General features: G+C 35.0%; 8 protein-coding genes and 1 other RNA gene. 3 read left to right on the top strand and 6 right to left on the bottom strand.

Annotated elements, in window-relative coordinates:
• On the top strand, window positions 1–1,041 hold the full coding sequence (locus tag DKT72_RS04765; RefSeq protein ID WP_111307563.1) for an agmatine deiminase family protein: 1,041 nt from the start codon (window positions 1–3) through the stop codon (window positions 1,039–1,041).
• A 122-nt stretch (window positions 1,042–1,163) separates the two neighbouring features.
• A complete protein-coding gene (locus DKT72_RS04760; RefSeq protein ID WP_111307562.1) occupies window positions 1,164–2,573 on the top strand; it encodes a TlpA family protein disulfide reductase in 1,410 nt (469 codons plus the stop codon).
• A gap of 60 nt (window positions 2,574–2,633) precedes the next feature.
• On the opposite strand, the gene fsa is transcribed toward DKT72_RS04760, so the two are convergent.
• From fsa to ffs, 3 genes are all read right to left on the bottom strand, one after another.
• The gene (fsa, locus tag DKT72_RS04755) at window positions 2,634–3,290 is read right to left on the bottom strand and encodes a fructose-6-phosphate aldolase (RefSeq protein WP_111307561.1); all 657 of its coding nucleotides are present in this window, start codon (window positions 3,288–3,290) and stop codon (window positions 2,634–2,636) included.
• A 101-nt stretch (window positions 3,291–3,391) separates the two neighbouring features.
• On the bottom strand, window positions 3,392–4,195 hold the full coding sequence (locus DKT72_RS04750) for an SDR family oxidoreductase (RefSeq protein WP_111307560.1): 804 nt from the start codon (window positions 4,193–4,195) through the stop codon (window positions 3,392–3,394).
• Window positions 4,196–4,262: 67 nt separating this feature from the next.
• Window positions 4,263–4,361: signal recognition particle sRNA small type (gene ffs, locus DKT72_RS04745), an RNA gene on the bottom strand.
• A gap of 86 nt (window positions 4,362–4,447) precedes the next feature.
• Between ffs and DKT72_RS04740 the strand changes: the two genes are divergently transcribed.
• A complete protein-coding gene (locus DKT72_RS04740; protein ID WP_111307559.1) occupies window positions 4,448–5,482 on the top strand; it encodes a glutaminyl-peptide cyclotransferase in 1,035 nt (344 codons plus the stop codon).
• A 6-nt stretch (window positions 5,483–5,488) separates the two neighbouring features.
• Here DKT72_RS04740 and DKT72_RS04735 read toward each other — a convergent pair whose 3' ends face one another.
• From DKT72_RS04735 to DKT72_RS04725, 3 genes are all read right to left on the bottom strand, one after another.
• Entirely contained in the window at window positions 5,489–6,631 is a 1,143-nt protein-coding gene (locus DKT72_RS04735; protein WP_111307558.1) for an MFS transporter, read from the bottom strand.
• A 66-nt stretch (window positions 6,632–6,697) separates the two neighbouring features.
• Window positions 6,698–7,675 carry a PorP/SprF family type IX secretion system membrane protein gene (locus tag DKT72_RS04730; RefSeq protein ID WP_111307557.1) on the bottom strand — a complete coding sequence of 326 codons (978 nt, stop codon included), beginning with the start codon at window positions 7,673–7,675 and terminating at the stop codon, window positions 6,698–6,700.
• A gap of 36 nt (window positions 7,676–7,711) precedes the next feature.
• Window positions 7,712–18,235 carry a T9SS type B sorting domain-containing protein gene (locus DKT72_RS04725; RefSeq protein ID WP_111307556.1) on the bottom strand — a complete coding sequence of 3,508 codons (10,524 nt, stop codon included), beginning with the start codon at window positions 18,233–18,235 and terminating at the stop codon, window positions 7,712–7,714.
• Window positions 18,236–18,238: the final 3 nt, after the last annotated feature.

Below are 18,238 nucleotides of genomic sequence, written 5' to 3'. Positions count from 1 at the left end.
ATGGGTGGACATAATTGGAGATTTCCTGCGGAATGGGAAAAGCAACAAGGCGTTTTATTGTGTTTTCCACACAATGGCAATGATTGGCCGGGTAAATATGGAGCCATACAATGGGCTTTTGTGGAATTCATTAAAAAAGTGAGTGATGTTGAAGAAGTTATTCTTGTTGTTGCTTCTGAAGAATTAAAAATCAGTGTTTTAGAAAAACTAAAAATAGCTGATGTAAACATCAAAAACGTATCCTTCATCATCCATAAAACTAATAGAAGTTGGATGCGTGATTCTGGCCCTATCATTGTAAAAAATGGTTCGGAAAGAAAAGCATTAAACTTCAACTTTAACGGGTGGGCAAAATATTCCAATTACCAATTGGATAAACACGTTCCTGAAAAGGTTTCTAAATTTCTAAAAATCCCATTAACACAAGTCACTTATAAAGGGAAACCTGTAGTTTTAGAAGGTGGTGCTATAGAAGTAAATGGTAAAGGTACTTTAATCACTTCCGAAGAATGTTTGCTAGATCCCAAGATTCAAGTTAGAAATGTAGGCTTCACTAAAAGTGATTATGAAGCGATTTTTAAAGAGTATTTAGGCATTACAAACACTATTTGGTTAGGGAATGGTATTGAAGGTGATGATACCCACGGGCATATTGATGATTTAGCTCGTTTTGTTAATGAAAATACTATAATTACAATTATTGAAACCAACACGAAAAGCAAAAACTATAAACCTCTTCAAGACAATTTAAAAAGACTTAATGAAGCTACTTTAGAAAACGGCAAAAAACCTAATATAATAACACTTCCTATGCCAAACCGTTTAGTCTTTGATGGTATACATATTCCAGCTAGCTATGCTAACTTTTTAATTATTAATTCTGTAGTATTAGTGCCCACATTTAATGATGAAAATGACAGAGAAGCACTTAACATCATTGCCAGCTGTTTTCCTGATAGAAAAATTATTGGTATAAGCGCTATAGATCTTATCTGGGGCTTTGGCACATTACATTGTTTAAGCCAACAAATCCCTGAATAACTCCTAACATTTTGACTTTGTGAGACATTAACATTTAACAGCGTATTAACAGCACTTTTTAAATACAACATATACATTTGTAATGTTATGGTAATGTTACCAAAATCATTTTTTAAGAGCTAATGAAACTGTTTTTTTATTATATCCTTATTGCTCTCATTGTTTTTAGCTGTAAAAAAGACAAAGATAATGTCGCCTTTTTAGGTGGTGAAATAATTAATCCTAATACAAACTTTGTAGTTATTTCAAAAGGGGATACTGTTTTAGATACCTTAAGCCTTGATAACAATAACCGATTTATTTACAAGATTAATAATTTGGTAAGTGGTATTTACACTTTTAAACATGGTGGAGAAGTACAAATGGTTTTACTGGAGCCTAATGACAGTATTATATTTAGATTAAACACCCTTGATTTTGATGAATCTTTGGTTTTTACAGGGAATGGTGATAAAAAAAACAATTATCTTATCAATGGATTTTTACAAAATGAAGTAGAACAAAAACGAATTTTTAAGTTTTGCCAACTCAGTCCCGAAAAATATCAACATCAAATAGATTCTTTAAAAACCGAGAAAGATTTAAAACTTAAAAGATTTAAAAAGAAATATGAACCATCGGATTTGTTTATTAAAATAGCAGAAGCAAACATTAACTATAATTACTATGCTAGTAAAGAAATATATCCCTTTATACATTACGGTGATAATAAGCGAGATATTTTAAATGCGTTGCCCGAAAACTTTTATGACTATAGAAAGGACATTGATTACAATCATGATTATAATAGAGATTTTTTCAACTATAATTCCTTTTTAAGATCTACCTTTAATAATATAGCGCTTAAAGATCATATGAATCATTCTGAGGGTGATGACTTCAATATGAATACCTTATGCTATAATTTAGATAGGCTGAATGTGGTAGATAGCGTGATTTCAAATCAAACCATAAAAAATGAATTAGTTTTTTATTACACCATAAGCTATTTAACGAAAAACAATGATTATGAAGGTAATGATGCTATGGTTACATCTTTTTTAAGTAAGAATACCGATTTAGACAATAAAAATATTATTTCATCTGTTGCTAAATCCATAAATAATTTAAAAACAGGAAATGATTTTCCAGATATTGAATTAGTCGATTTTAAAAATAATTACACGCATATACATTCTTTAATTAATAAACCAACAGTGATTTATTTTTGGTCCCATAAGTTTAATGACCATTTTAAGGAAAGCCATTATAAAAAAAATGAGTTAAGTGTTAAATATCCCGAAGTCACTTTTATAAGTATCAATATTGACGATAGTAGTACTGATTTTTGCAGAGATTCTATGAAGAAAAATAATTTTTCATTTGAGAATGAATTTAAATTTAAAAATCCGAAAGAATCTACATTGTCTCTAGCAATTTATCCCATGACAAAGACTATTATATTAGATAAAAACAGTAAAATAGTCAATGCGAATACTAATATTTTTAGTTCAAATTTCGAAGAACAACTTTTAGGATTAATTAACAAATAGAAACAAAAAAGCCTCCATTAAAAATGGAGGCTTTTTTTATATAAATTCAAAAATGAATTATTAGTTGTTTCCTTTTTTGTAATCTTCTAAAAACTTAGCCAAACCAATATCCGTTAATGGGTGTTTTAACAAGCCTTCAATAGCACTTAAAGGCCCTGTCATAACATCTGAACCTAATTTGGCACAATCAATAATATGCATATTATGACGAACTGAAGCAGCTAATATTTGTGTTTCAAAACCATAATTATCATAAATCTGTCTAATTTCAGAAATCAAGTTTAAACCATCTGTAGATATATCATCTAAACGACCAATAAAAGGCGATACATAAGTAGCTCCCGCTTTAGCAGCAAGTAATGCTTGTCCTGCAGAAAACACTAAGGTTACATTGGTACGAATACCTTTTTCTGAAAAATATTTACAAGCCTTCACGCCATCTTTCATCATGGGTAATTTAACAACGATTTGCTCATGCAATTCTGCTAAAGCTTCACCTTCCTTAATCATACCTTCATAATCCGTTGAAATAACTTCAGCACTTACATCACCATCAACAATATTACAGATGTCAACATAATGCTTTAAAATGTTGTCGTGACCAGTAATGCCTTCTTTAGCCATTAAGGATGGATTTGTAGTTACACCATCAAGAACGCCTAGATCTTGTGCTTCTTTAATCTGATTTAGATTAGCGGTATCTATAAAAAATTTCATTTTGTTTTGTTTAGTTAATTATTCGGTTGCAAATTTACAACTTTGAAAAAACCTAGCCTAAGAGTTTAATTAAAATATTCAAACATCTTACTTTAAGTTTTTTATAGTTTATAATGATTCATCAACATTTTTTCATAAACCTTATCTGGTAAGATACGTTTTAATACGATAGAGAATTTTTGCATAAATTCCCCTACTTTATAATGCACTTTAGGATTCTTTGTATGGATGACTTTTAAAACGGCTTTGGCCATCAAGATGGGGTCGCTTCCACTAGTAACATGAGCATTCATTAAACGTAAAGTGTTGCCATAAGGCTTTTTATACGGCGACTCTTCAAGAAGTGGTGCATGATACCTACCAGCGGCGATATTAGTCGCAAAATCACCTGGAGCTATATTGGTCATTGTAATATTAAAATCTTTGAGTTCCATTCTAAAAGCCTCCGTTAAAAGTTCCAAGGCTCCTTTGCTGGCACTATAAATACCGCGATAAGGCAAACCCATATAACCAGCAATAGACGTGATATTGATAATTAAACCTGCACGCTGACTTCGCATATGTGGCAATACGGCTTTTATAACATTAATAGGTCCAAAAAAATTTGTGTCAAAATTTGCTTTAATGTCTGCTTCTGGTATTTCTTCAATAGCACCAGTAATACCAGCACCTGCATTATTTACAAGCACATCTAACCTACCCTCTTTTTCAATAATTATTTTTACAGCTTCTTGTATACTATCTGTATTTTTAACATCTAATCTTAAAATTGAAAACTTACTTTCTGTATAATTTTGAGGATTTCTACTCGTACCATACACTATAAATCCGTTCTCGGTAAGAAACTCTCCAATAGATTTTCCTATACCCGAAGAACCACCCGTGATTAAAATAACTTTAGACATGCTATGTGTTTAATAAGATTGTAAAGTTACTATTGTAAATGTTTTTTAGGAAAGAAAAGGGCATAAAAAAAGGCAAGCTACCTACATCACACCGCTACGACCATTTACCTTTGCTGCGTTCCCGCCCTGGAGGATTCAACAGGAGCTGGTTGTGTAGGACTTGCCGGGGCAAAGATACAATCTTTTAAAACTTTCACAATGATTTTTTAAACTGATTTTAAATAAATATCTTGCTGAAAATTTAATTTTAAAATGAAAACCTTTAAATTTCTAGCAATCATATTTTTAAGCTGCTTTATTCTGTCTTGTGGAACTAATTCCAGCAAAAACAAAAGTAACTTCATTATAAAAACGAATACCAAAGATCATGCTATTTCTAATTCCGAAACGCTGACACTTACGTTAGAGAATCCTAAAAATTATCCTATAGATTCTGTTAATTATTATATGAATGGAGAATCAATAGAAGAAAAAAGTGCCTTAACCACTATAAAATTGGGAACACAACGTATTGAAGCAACCGTCTATTATAACAATGAACATGAAAAAGTTTCAAGTAGTATCACTATTTTAAACAACGAACCTCCCAAAATATATACTTATAAAATAATAAATGAATATCCTCACGATATCACATCCTATACACAAGGCTTAGAGTTTTTCAATGATACACTCTACGAAAGTACAGGTCAATACAAAGAATCCAAGCTTAGAAAAGTAGATTACAAAACTGGTAAAGTGATTAAAAACATCAATCTAGCTGACGACTATTTTGGTGAAGGATTAACCATTTTAAACAATAAAATCTATCAACTAACTTGGCAAGAAGGCATTGGTTTTATTTATGATGTTAATACTTTTGAAAAACTAAATAACTTCAAATATGGCAAAAGTAAAGAAGGTTGGGGTTTGTGCCATAATAACCAAACCATATATAAAAGTGATGGCACTGAACATATTTGGCTATTAAATTCTGAGACCTTAGTTGAAGAAAATAATATTCAAGTGTATACCAATAAAGGTAAAATAATTGGCATTAATGAAATGGAATGGATTGATGGTGACATTTATGCCAACCGATGGCAAAAAGATGGTGTTGCCATCATCAACCCTAAAAATGGTGCTGTTATTGGAGTTATAGACTTCTCTCCTCTTAAAGAACTCGTAACCCAACATCAAGGTTTAGATGTTTTAAATGGTATCGCGTACAACCCGAAAACCAAAACTATCTTTATTACTGGCAAACGCTGGGACAGACTATTTGAAGTAGAAATTGTTAAAAACTAATTGTTATTACACTTTCTTGGATTGATAGCGAAAGAATGCATAAGAAAACGGTATAAACATCAAGCCTGCTATAACAAAGACAACAAACGCATTCTGTAACCCAAACGCATGCGATAAATACCCTATAAATGGGGGGCCTATTAAAAATCCAATAGTAGCATAGGTCGATATTATCGAAATAGCCATGCCCGGTGAATATTTTTTTGAAGTTCCTGCTAAAGAAAATGTCATTGGGAAAATAGGAGCCGTACCAAAACCTACAAGGCAAAACCCAAATAAAGCTGACCAAAAAAACGGAAAAATAACAGCTATCGAAATACCCAAAGCAATCAATACAGCACTTAAAATATAGGTTTTTTGCATTCCAATTTCGTGCACTAGTCTATCAGAGAAAAATCTAGAAAATGCCATGGTCGTCATAAAAGTAAGATATCCATAAGTAAAGACATCTTCTTTAATGACTTCTTTAAAATATACGCCGCTCCAATCGAACATCCCTCCTTCGCACATGGCTGCAAAAAATATAATAAACCCAAGATACAGGATAAATGTGTCTGGTTTTCCTAGAATCAGTTTATTACCAGAAGTCGATTTATCATTTTTTAAGATAAACTTATAGGATGCTAAAGAAACAAACAAGGTAAATATTGAAATTATCAATAAATGTATTTGAATGGAAATATCATTCTTAACCATTAATGTTGAAAAGACCACCCCTATTAATCCACCGGTACTCCACAATCCATGAAACGAACCCACAATTCGCTTTTCATACTTATTTTGCAAGGTTATGGATTGGGTATTCATTGAAATATTTAAAATTCTCATAAAGAACGAAAACATACAAATAGCTAATACCAATAAGAAAGTAGTGGCAGCATATCCAATTAAGGCGAGAGCCAAAGCAAAAAATATAAACGACACTATTAATGGTTTTCTACTATCAAATTTTGAGACCAACCAACCCGAAATAGGCAATCCAATAATAGAACTTATGGGCATGGTTAAAAGTATCGTACCCAGCTCGGCATCATTTAAATTAAAAAATATTTTTATAGTTGGGATACGAGAAGCCCAAGATGAAAAACAAATACCCGAAAGAAAAAAATATACACTTAAAGCAATGCGTTGTTTTGTTCTTGATTCCATTTTACACTTATAAATTTAAGTGCAAAAATAGTATAACATATGTTTTAATTTACAAATCTAGCATAATTAATGTACAGGACCTTGTGTACAAGGACAATTACTAATACCCTGTAAAAATTCTAATCCTATTGTGATAACATGCGTACCAGAATTATAAGCCGACAAATCGTTGGTAGTAAACTGATAGGCATACCCGAAATAGAAAATGTTTTTCTTAAAACCAGCCATGGGTCCTATATTTAAAGGTTTAAAAAATTGGTCATTTAAAAAACGGTATGAGATACCTGCCCAATAATAATCTTCATTTCTATTATACTTCCTAAATTTAAAATTCAAATCGGTGCTACTACGTTTATCACTACTAAACATCTGGTAATAAACAGAAGGTTCAAATTCCAATCCGCTCTTTTTAGGCCCGTTAAATGTATATCCAGAGTATATTTGGTAGTTTAAAAGTAAATTTGGTTCTGCTTTTCTTATGCCCTCATCAAATTTTTTCTCTAAAATATTATTGGCATTAAAACTTAAAAAGAACCCTTTATTTCTGTACAAGAACCCTACATCAAAATTGTTGTTATTAGTAGCTCTATCATCTGTTATGATGGGGTTTGAAACTGGTGGCTGATTGGTACCGTTGTTGAATTTACTGATGTCAATTCTAAAGTTATTGATGTTATAAGATATCCCAAAAGATAAATATTGTTTTGAATAATAATCTAAAATCAAGTGATGTGCAAATGAGAACTTAGCTCCTTTTTGAAGGGTGTTTCCATTTTTATCATTATAAAAAGAGATACCAACACCACTACGATCTGCAATTCTAAAATCGGCATAAAACGATTGATTATCGGGTGCATCTTTGATACCCACCCATTGGGTTAAACCATTAGCCCGTATTTTTAAGTTATCACCTATTCCTGCATAGGTTGGTGATACTACAAAATTATTATCGGCCAAATACTGTGTAAATACAGGTAAATTTAATTCTTGGCCATGGCTTTTGGCTAACACCAATAAGACTAGATATATAATTAATTTTCGCATTTTTAATCTTTTTATATTAGAGGGTTTTATGCCTAATTACCTGTATAAAGTAAAATGTCCAACAAAATCCCGGTCATCTTTAGGGTCGTTTAATTTTAAAACATACCAATAATCTCCTGTTGGTAGTTCTTTACCATTATACAAACCATTCCATAAATCTCCCACACGCAGGGTTGCTATTTTACGACCGTATCTATCAAAAATATCGACTGTTAAATTTTTATATTGAGAAGCGCATCCTGGTCCCCAACCTTTAGTATTATTATCTGGTGTGAAATAATTTGGAATACAGACATCGATATATTCAAAATATTTTGTTGCCGTTGCTACACACCCGTTACTATCGGTTACCGTAACGGTATAATCACCCGATTTGTAAATTAAGAAGCTATTCGTACTACCATAATCTTCTCCATTTAAATCATACTGATACACCCCAGAACCTCCTGTGGTTACAGCAACAATCTCATTTAAGCCCGCTCCATCTTCTAAGGACACCTCTAAGGGGTCATACTCCTCAACATCAAACAATTGGGTCCGTTTGGTACAACCATTGGTGTGCATTACATCGATATAATGATTCTGTCCTGATATAACGTTTATAAATACATTGCTTGTTTGGTAAGGTCCGTTATCCAGTGAATAACTTAAATCTGCTGCATTGGCATTCCCAGTAACGCTTACGGTTACCGTGTTGTTCGATATATTGTTGTCACAACCATAGTCCACTCTAGCCAATGGTTGGATACTAACAGATTCAGGTAATGGTATAACAAGCTCATAATCACATCCTGAACCATCAATAACGTATACCGTATGGTCTCCACCGCTTAATCCTGAAAAAGGAAATACAGTCTGTGTTGGAGTTCCCGTAACATAAGGACCATCCATGTCATCTATAGCGACACTGTAAGGCATATTACCTCCCGATATCTCTACACTAAAAGCCGCATTCATATCACCTTCACATAATTCTGGCTCTATAGAACTAGGAACAACAGCAATCTGTATAGGGTCTGGCTGCTCTATAGTAAAATCAAAAAGCACGAAACAACCTTGTTCATCCTGAGCGATACCTTGATAATGTCCAGGATAAAGATTCTCAAATACTGGGGTATCAAAAAACTGGTTCATCTGTGGTGAGATGGCATATTTAATAATACCCGTGCCTCCAGATGCTGTAATTTCAAGCCTTCCATCGCCTTTTCCAAAACAACTAGCAGGAATTGGATCAAAACGCGCTACAAATGGATCTGTAGGTTCTGAAATTGTAATTTCTCTCACTTCTTCACAATCCACACTGGTTACTTGTACCTTATAATCACCTGCTAAAAGCCCTGTGAAAACGCCTGGGCTATTTTGAGTAGCCGTTTGAATTGGGTTACCACTACCATCCAATAACGTATATACATAATTTCCTAAACCACCTTGTGCCACCGCAACTATAACCCCTGTATTATCTCCCTTACAATTAATCGTAGGATTGTCTTCGTTAAAGTTGATGATAAGAGCTGGTAACGGATCAATATTGATTTTATTAGAAACATTCGCCTCACATCCATTCCTATCCCTCACGTAATATTGATAGGTTCCTACAGGTACTGGAAATGTTATGGGCGATGCCGATGTGAATGATCCTAAAATAGTACCAAAAGTAGCTGAATCACTATATTCATAACGTTCTGTACCACCCGTAGCACTCAGTGTTAACTCTGACTGAGTTAAGCATGTTTGCGAAGTTGCTTTCACCAAGCTTGCTTGAACTGGTGCTGGTTCTTCTATAACAATATTATCTATTAAAGTCCCACTACAACTGAAACCATCGGTTACTGTAATGGAATACTTTCCTGCCCCTAATCCGGAGAATACAGGTGACAATTGAGGCCCTGATGAACTTACAGTAGGGAAAATAGTATTTAATGTATAAGAATAATTACTGCCTTGACCACCTGTTGGTAAATCTACGGTAATGGTTGCGTTTTTAGCTCCAAAACAAGATAACATGGTAATATCTGAACTTGCATTTACTATAATTGGTTTTGGGTTTATTAATGGAAAACTTTTTGAATCAGTACACCCTCTACTATTACTATTTCTTACACTTACTGTATAATTCCCTGCTGACAGGTTTGTAAATGTTCCGTTTGAAGAGTATGGTATTGTAGGTATGGGATCTCCTAATAAAGTTGTACCCGATAACTCATATTCATACCCTCCTGGCCAACCACCGGTAGCGCTTGCAGAAATAGTTCCATCATTATTACCACTCACACAGGTGATTTCTGTGTGGGTTTCTGCAATCGCTAAAGCGGCTGTTGGTCCTGTAATTGTAAATCTTCTTTTTGCTTCACAATATGGGGAATTTATTAAAGTCGCTATAATCTCATAAGTTCCTGCTGCCAAATTTGGAATAGCTACTGGACCTGCATCACTCGTTGTTCCAGAAGTAACAGGATTTACTAAATCCGTTACATTAAAGACATCATAACTAAATGGCCCTGATTCATCTGTTGGGATAGGCGATCTATCTATAAAAGTAAACTTAACGCTACCATCAGAAGCACTAAAACAAGTGACATCAACCGGAGGATCAATAGCCAAATCAAATGTATTAGGATTGCTTACATAATGTGTGGTTTGCAGGCTACATCCTGTATCTAGATTTTCAACCGTAATGATATAATTCCCAACTGGTAAGTCTGTAAAGTCTGCAGAAATATCTTTTGTTGTATTGGTTTGGCTATAAACCGCTCCTAATACAGAACCAACAATATCTTTTACAGTATATCGTAAGTCAGGCGTACCTACTCCTGAACTGGTTACTGAAACGGTTATATCTTCACCCTTAGCACATGTAATAGGTATAACAGCTACATTTAAGTTGCTTATAGAAACAAATAGTTCAATTGTAGTAGTTCCCATACACCCTTTATTATCATACACATTGATGGTATAGTTGCCACCTGATAAATTTGTTTCGGTATATACATTATTGGGCCCAGATTGTACAACTTCTGCATTTTGTGTAGACGTAGCATCTTTAATAAATTCATAACGGGTATAAGCTCCAGAACCACCCTTGACGCTATTTACTGTAATGGTAGCAGAATTAGAACTATTTTTTCCTGATGTACACTCATAATTTACTGTGGGGTCAGAGACAACAATATCGGCTGGTTGACCTATTTTTACGTCATCTGTTTCCACACACCCTCTACCAGAAGTTACCACCACGGTATAGGTTCCTGCAGCTAATCCTGCAAACACATTGGATGTTTGAGGAGCTACTATAATGGGTGCTGTGATTTCATAGGTATAAACAGGATTATCATTACCTGCTGGTAAGTTTACAGTAATCGTACCATCGCTACCTAAATAACAACTTACATCTGTTGGCGTTGTTGTAAATGTTACAGGTGTGGCTGCTTCTAAAGTTACAGTAGCAGGTTTGGTACAACCTGTGGTAGTATCTGTAACGGTAATGGTATAGGTACCTGAAGGCACTCCTGAAAATCCAGTAGCAGTCGAAGTTATTGATCCTGCACTTGGACTTATTGCAAATGAATAGTTTCCAGAGCCACCCGATCCTGTTACAGTAATCACACCATCATCATCACTACAAGATGGTAATGTTGTTACTGTAGGTGTTAAACTAACCGGAGGCACAATATCTACAGACACTAAATTGCCACATCCGTTAGAATCTTTTACCTCAACAGTATGGGTTCCAGATGATAAATTTGATATGGTAAACGGTGCGGTTCTTGTTTGAAAGGCTCCTCCGTCAATACTAAAGCTATGTGGTGCAATACCACTAGTTGTTAACGAAACATCTATTGTAAATCCGCCTTCTACTGCTGTACATTGATTAGAGACTACTACAGCAGCTAAAACAGGTTCTGGATCTTGGGGTAATACTGTAACTAATGCTGTCTTAATACAACCATAAGCATCTTTAACATGTGCATAATAACTACCAGCATCTCTATTAAATGTATTTGAAGATGCCCATGAAGGATCTGTTGTTAAAGGGGGCGTAGCCGATGTGGTTAATTGATAGACATAAGGAGCGGTTCCATCTCTTGCAATAGCACTTATAACTCCCGAACTAGGATTACAATTGGCATTTTTAACTACAGAGGCTGTTATGCTTAGATCTATAGCGGATTCATTGATTTCAAAAATAACCGATGCTGATTTACATCCGTTAAAAGAACCTGTACCGTTTTCAGTAAAAACAAGATAATATTGACCTGGAGCTAAACTACCGGGAGATGGAGTGGTTACTGTAGAAGGAGTTCCAAAAGTAACAGGCAGATTGACTATAGAACCAATTAATACATTTGTATAAGCTGTATAAATACCGTAATCAACCGAAGTTGTTGTACTGTCAAAATTATCAATTGTAAAGGTAACACTACCATTATTTTCTCCTTGGCAAACAACATTATTCGGAATGACAGAGGACGTTAAGGTAGAAGCTGCTGGTATAGCAAAATCTGCAGATTTAACAAAATAGCAATCTGTTGTAAGATCATGTACAACAAATGTGTAAACAATACCTGGTGTTAAATTTGTAAATGTTCTTGTATCAGGTGTTGAAACATCTGGTGTTAAATAATTTAAAGTATATGGTGCTGTATTAAATTCTAAAATACCAAATTCATAATTCCCACTGCCTAAAGGAGATATTGCTTGTACTGTAGCTGTCCCTCCTGTGGTACAATCTGGAACAGATGTGTCTATATTTATTGATAAATCAGAAGGAGGTGAAGCTATGGTTTCCTGTTTAGAAAGACTACAACCATTTGAGTCAATAACATTTATAGTATAAACACCATAATTTATAATATTAAACGTATGATTTTCATTTGAAGTTGCTGAGTATGGATTACCTGGAATAACGTCTCCAAAGTTATTTGTAATGAAATAAGTAAAAGGAGCCGTTCCTCCTGTAACATTTTGAATGGTAATGGATCCTAAACTGGATCCTCCAGGATTGTTACAAGTAATATCTTCTTTTATTAAATCAAAATCAATCGCAGTCGGCTGATTAATGGTTATAGTTTCTACATCTGTACAACCTTTTCCATCTGTTAAAGTAACAGTATAATCCCCAGCTGGCAAGCCTGTTGTTTGAGTTCCATAGTTAAACCCTGTTGTGTCGTTATATACATTAATTACAAATGGTGGTGTTCCTACGGTATTATTAATTGTTATTTGAATTGAACCATTATTATCGCCATAGCACAAATTATCAGTTGCAGATATTGAACTAATTTCAGGGTAAGAAATAGGAGCGACCAATACCTCCCTAGATTCGAAAGTACAACCATTAGGATTAGCATTAGCATCCGTAATAAGAAATCGATAAGTTCCGTCGGTTGAAGTTGTATAACTAAAAGTAGTACCGACAACATTTACAGGAGCCCCATAGGCAGCGCCATTTACAGAAACTGAATAGGTATAAGGCGCATATCCTCCAAAAATAGTTCCCTCAATAATGGCTCCCGGAGATACACAATCTAAATCTTTGGTTAAAACAGCACTTGCCGTTAATTGAGGCTCAATCGTTTCTGACAACGTATCGGTACATCCATAAGCATCTCTTACCGTAAGGGTATAAGTTCCAGGTGTTAAATTTGAAAATGTATTACTTGTTTGGAAGGCATTGCCATTAATACTATACTCGTAAGGTGCTTGACCTCCTGAGGCATCAACAACTAGAGTTGCTCCATCAGTAGCATCATAACAATAATCTGAGGTATTACTTATAGATAATTCAGGAATTTCTGGTGCCACTAAGTTAAGCCGTTCTGTATCTGAACATCCATTGGCATCCGTTACTTTTACTATATAATCTCCTGCGGCGATATCGGTTAAAATACCACTACTAGGAAAAGGTATAGAATTTAATGATGCATCTATTAATTCATAAGAATATGCTGGAGAGCCTCCTGTGGCAGACGCTGTCACCGTAGATCCCATAAGACAGGTTACTGGTGTTCCAGAGACCGTCACTTCTACAGGGTTCGGTTCGGTAATATCTTGGGTAAATGGAAAACTACAACCCGTTGTCACATCATCATAACGTATTTGAATGTTATAACTAGTTGGTGCTAGCCCTGTAATGGTATAAGGTGAGGTCATTTGGGTATTCCAAGTCACGCCATTGTCTATAGAATACTGAAATCCTTTTGCGGGATCAAAATTTTGTGCAGAAATGGTAATAGAGCCATCTGCACTTCCACTACAACTAATATTACTAAATCCTATAATGTCTGCTGTAAACGCATTTCCTGATGCTACAATAAATGGAAAATCTACTGTAGTTACACAGCTTTCTGGCAATTGATATACTCTAATGTCATCAATGGCAACATCATTTCCACTAGTTTGCTGGACGTTAGACCTCACTATGAATTTCAAACTTGTATTTGCCCCTGGATTTAGAGTCATAGGTGTTTTAGGATAATTTTCCCATTGTCCACTTTTTGGAATATTTCCAGTAGTGAAGGAAGAAATCTCTGTGCCAGAGCCATCAACCAATGCGACCAATAAATTAGGATCATATATATTACTGGGTGATTTCACTAAATTCATAGCATAAAACTCCACATTGATGGGCTGGTTAGGAATGATGTCGTTTATTTGTTTTTCATATAAAATCTCAGTTTTTGGTATGGATGCTCCAATATTAACGACCAAATATCGTCCTTTTGGAGTTACTGGATTCGTTGGTGGTGTATGATCTACGGGGTTTACCCAACCTGCAAATGGACTTACAATATGAGACGTTACAGAATAATCACCATCATTAATTTGTATACTGCCTTTACATTGTGTAGCTACAACTTGTCGTTCGAAACAATAATATGCCGTGTTGATTCCTGGAGACGTCGTATCATCTCCATAACCAAACGTTTCATATAATAAATTACTATATGTTGGCACCGTTGATAGAACATATTCCACAGTTACAGTATGTGTGCCGTCTGGAACATTTAAAAATACGGTTGGATCTGTGGTATTGGTATTCTCAACACCATCCAATAAATACCTATAGTTAAAAGACTCTGTTCCAGAATTTGTTACAGTTACCGTTGCGTTAGCACTACCATCACAATTAAAATCAGGATCAGAAATATCTATAGTGGGTGCCACTGGTACTGGGTCTAAAGTAATACCTGTCATTGGGAATATACAACCGTTGGCATCCCTAATATATAAGGTATAGGTTCCCGGAGCTACATCAGCTTCATTTGTAGTTGTCCAAGTCGCTTGATTATCAAAACTATATTCATATGGTGCTTTACCTCCTTGTGGATTCGTAATGCGTAGTCTACCTTCTCCAGAAGGGTCACAAGCTAATTTCGAAACGCCTGCCGAAGCGGTTACAGCACTATCAGGCTGTGTAATACTAATTGTTTGTGTGGCACTAAAACACTCAACACCATTTAAAGAATATCTTATGTTTGCAAGATAATCTCCCGGACTTAGATTTGAAAATGTGGGATTGGCACTATAGGTTGCACCATTATCTATACTATATGCAACCGTATAACCATTCGCATTGGTAACATTAAAATGGATGACTCCATCATTGGAATTGTAACATAATATATCTGTATGATCGACAGTATATTCTGGTGCCGGAATAGGATAGACAGTAATAGAAGTTGTTACCGAACAATCATTGGCATCTACCACGGTAATATTATAGTTACGACCTGGTGCTGTTACTGGTATTTGTGGGGTAGATTGAAATTCCGTTGAGCCATTTACAAAATAATAATATGGTGCTGTACCACCACTTGGGTACACCGTAATCTCGCCATCGGTACATGTTAATGGCGTAGTAAGTGCCGATGTAGCCGTTAATAATGGTGGATTGATAATCTCAATGGTATCCGTAAAAGTACACCCATCATCTGTTGATACATTTACAGTATAGGTTCCTGGATTTAGATTCAAAAAAGGATGACTATTTTCCATAATCGGCCCTACACGATCTACCTCTGTAGCACCTTGATAAATAGAAAAGTAATACTGTGGACGCACATCGTTTGCGGCCAATGTAACGCTACCCAATTCATCATGACATAAAGGTTGTGTTATAATGGTAGAAACCGTAAAATCCCGTTGTCTTATTTGAACAGCTGGTACCGTAAAAATACAAGGATTAGGTGTTACACCATCTTGTTTAACATACACCGTGTATACATTTGGCGTATTAATTACAAACACATTTTCTGTTTGATAATTTACACCATCAATACTATATAAATAGCCACTAGGTACATTGTTAACGGTTATTTGTCCTGGAGTCGTACAAAAAATATCCCTTGGTGTGACCTTAGGAATTAATAAATTCTCATAAACATTAAAATAAAATTCATTATAACAACCACCCGTATAATTTAAAGTTAACTTATATTGGCCCGCAGTATCCGCTAAATAATCCGGACCTGTAGCCACTTGATTCCATGTACAAGTATCACTTTCGTTAGCACAATCTTGATCTACAACAGCAGAACAACTGGATTCATCTAGTTTTTCCCATATCATAGAAGAGGTATCTGTAATATTGGTTTGAATAAATCTAGAATCATTAGCACCACATAAGAAAATATTAGGCAGTTCTTTTCCATCATTAGGGCAAATAACTACTTCATCTGCAAAAGGTAAAACGGGATTCGTGACACCTGCTCCATATGTAATAACCTCAAAAATCTGATCGATGGATTGGCAAGGTGCTGTTGCCGTATTATGGACATAATATGTCCCAGGACTCGTAACTGTGATGGATTGATTAGTACCAATAACTGGTGTTCCCGAAGGACTCGTTGACCATGAATAAGCATCATAACCCTCCCCAGCCGTTAAAACCACATCCGAACCACATAGCACAATGTTTTCTTCAAAAGTACAATCGTTTAAATCTGCTAAAAAATTGGTTGCGCCTGGCGTTAATAAACATCCGGTATTACTTGCATAACTTGGGTCGTCGGAAATAGTGAAATCAGAATTTATAGTACCCTTATAAGTCGAATAAGCCTGATTATCAATACTATTAGAACAAGCATCACTTAATAAACTACATGTGGAAACAACAGTAACTTTAAAACGAATTTCAGATACTGGATCTTTCTCTTTTACAACAGATTCGTCTATATTGAATATAAGTTCGCGAGTAGTAGGGTTATAACTTTTAACGGTAACACCTGCAGGTAATAAATCGATGTCTGATGGATAATTAAACACCACATTGGTGGGTAATATATCCCTAATGGTCATATCGGTTGCATTATCATTTCCTGTATTTTGAAACCCTATCACATAATTAAGTTCGTCACCCAAATCTACTACTTGACCACCAATATCATTGCCCGCAGCATCTTCAACTATTTTAGTTAGTACAATATTTGGGGCTATAATTTCAATAGCGAAAGCACTAAAATAGAAGTAATAAATATCCGTATTAGTCCCTAACTTAATATTGGCTGAAGTCGCCCCATTTGCTATAACACTTTTGTCTGCGTTTGGAATATTAATGATTCCAGCATCAAAGCCTAACGTATTGGCACTTTCCGGGTTTCGATCTGTAAAAAGTACGGGCGCATTTGTATTTGGATCTATAATAGATACGGAACTATTGAAAAAATTATTACTAGGACGTATCGTTGTACCACCTACCGTTGTGGCACTAATGCTAGTACCATTAATTTGTAAATAATCTCCAGACCATGCCCTATCCCCTTCCAAAGCACTAAAAGCGTATTTTGCACGAACTGGTCCCGTTGGTATGGTTTGGAAACCATTTATAGGAAACGTTTGTTCATTGTTAGGGGCTTGATTATCTATTTTTGTAAATCCGTCAAATGAGGTGATATATTTACTTGGCAAAAGAGGATCTTCATATATCACAAACAGCGACCATCCCGCGGACAAGCCTTCTGTATTAAGACCACTTCCACTATTCATCATTGCAGAGGTCATAGATGATATATTGGCAACTGTGTAAGTTCCTTCTGGATTACTAAGAGTGGATAATATATCGGTTACATCTCTATAATAAACATAAGTATTAGAGTTTCTGTTATCTGAAGAATTTTGATAATAAATTTGGGTTCCTGTGATATCTACATACGCACTACTTCCTGGGGTTTTAAATTTAATATTTGCCATTGGGGTAGTTCCACTTACTACAGAACTCCAATATAAACCAGCATACACTATTTGATAACAACTCGCAGTATTTGGAACATCTAAATCTGCGCTACTAGAATTAAATGTCGCGTTGTCGCCATCGATGTCCACATATACCATCCGGTTTTTATTATTTGACCCTTCATTGTTGTAGCTACTGTTGGTTCCAGTATAGTTGTAAGGATCTGTAGGGTGTACGCTTAAATTACTGTTTCCTATTAAAAGCATGTCTCCTTTAATAGCTTCGTCATATCTTGTGACAAAAGGAACCAGGTTTTGGGCGAAAGATTGAATACTCAAAAAGAGCATCAAAATTGCAAATACAATTTTAAAATGAGTAGGCTTTTTCATGGG

Source organism: Confluentibacter sediminis (assembly GCF_003258355.1).
Classification (GTDB): domain Bacteria; phylum Bacteroidota; class Bacteroidia; order Flavobacteriales; family Flavobacteriaceae; genus Confluentibacter; species Confluentibacter sediminis.
This window is presented reverse-complemented; position numbering and strand designations above follow the sequence as displayed.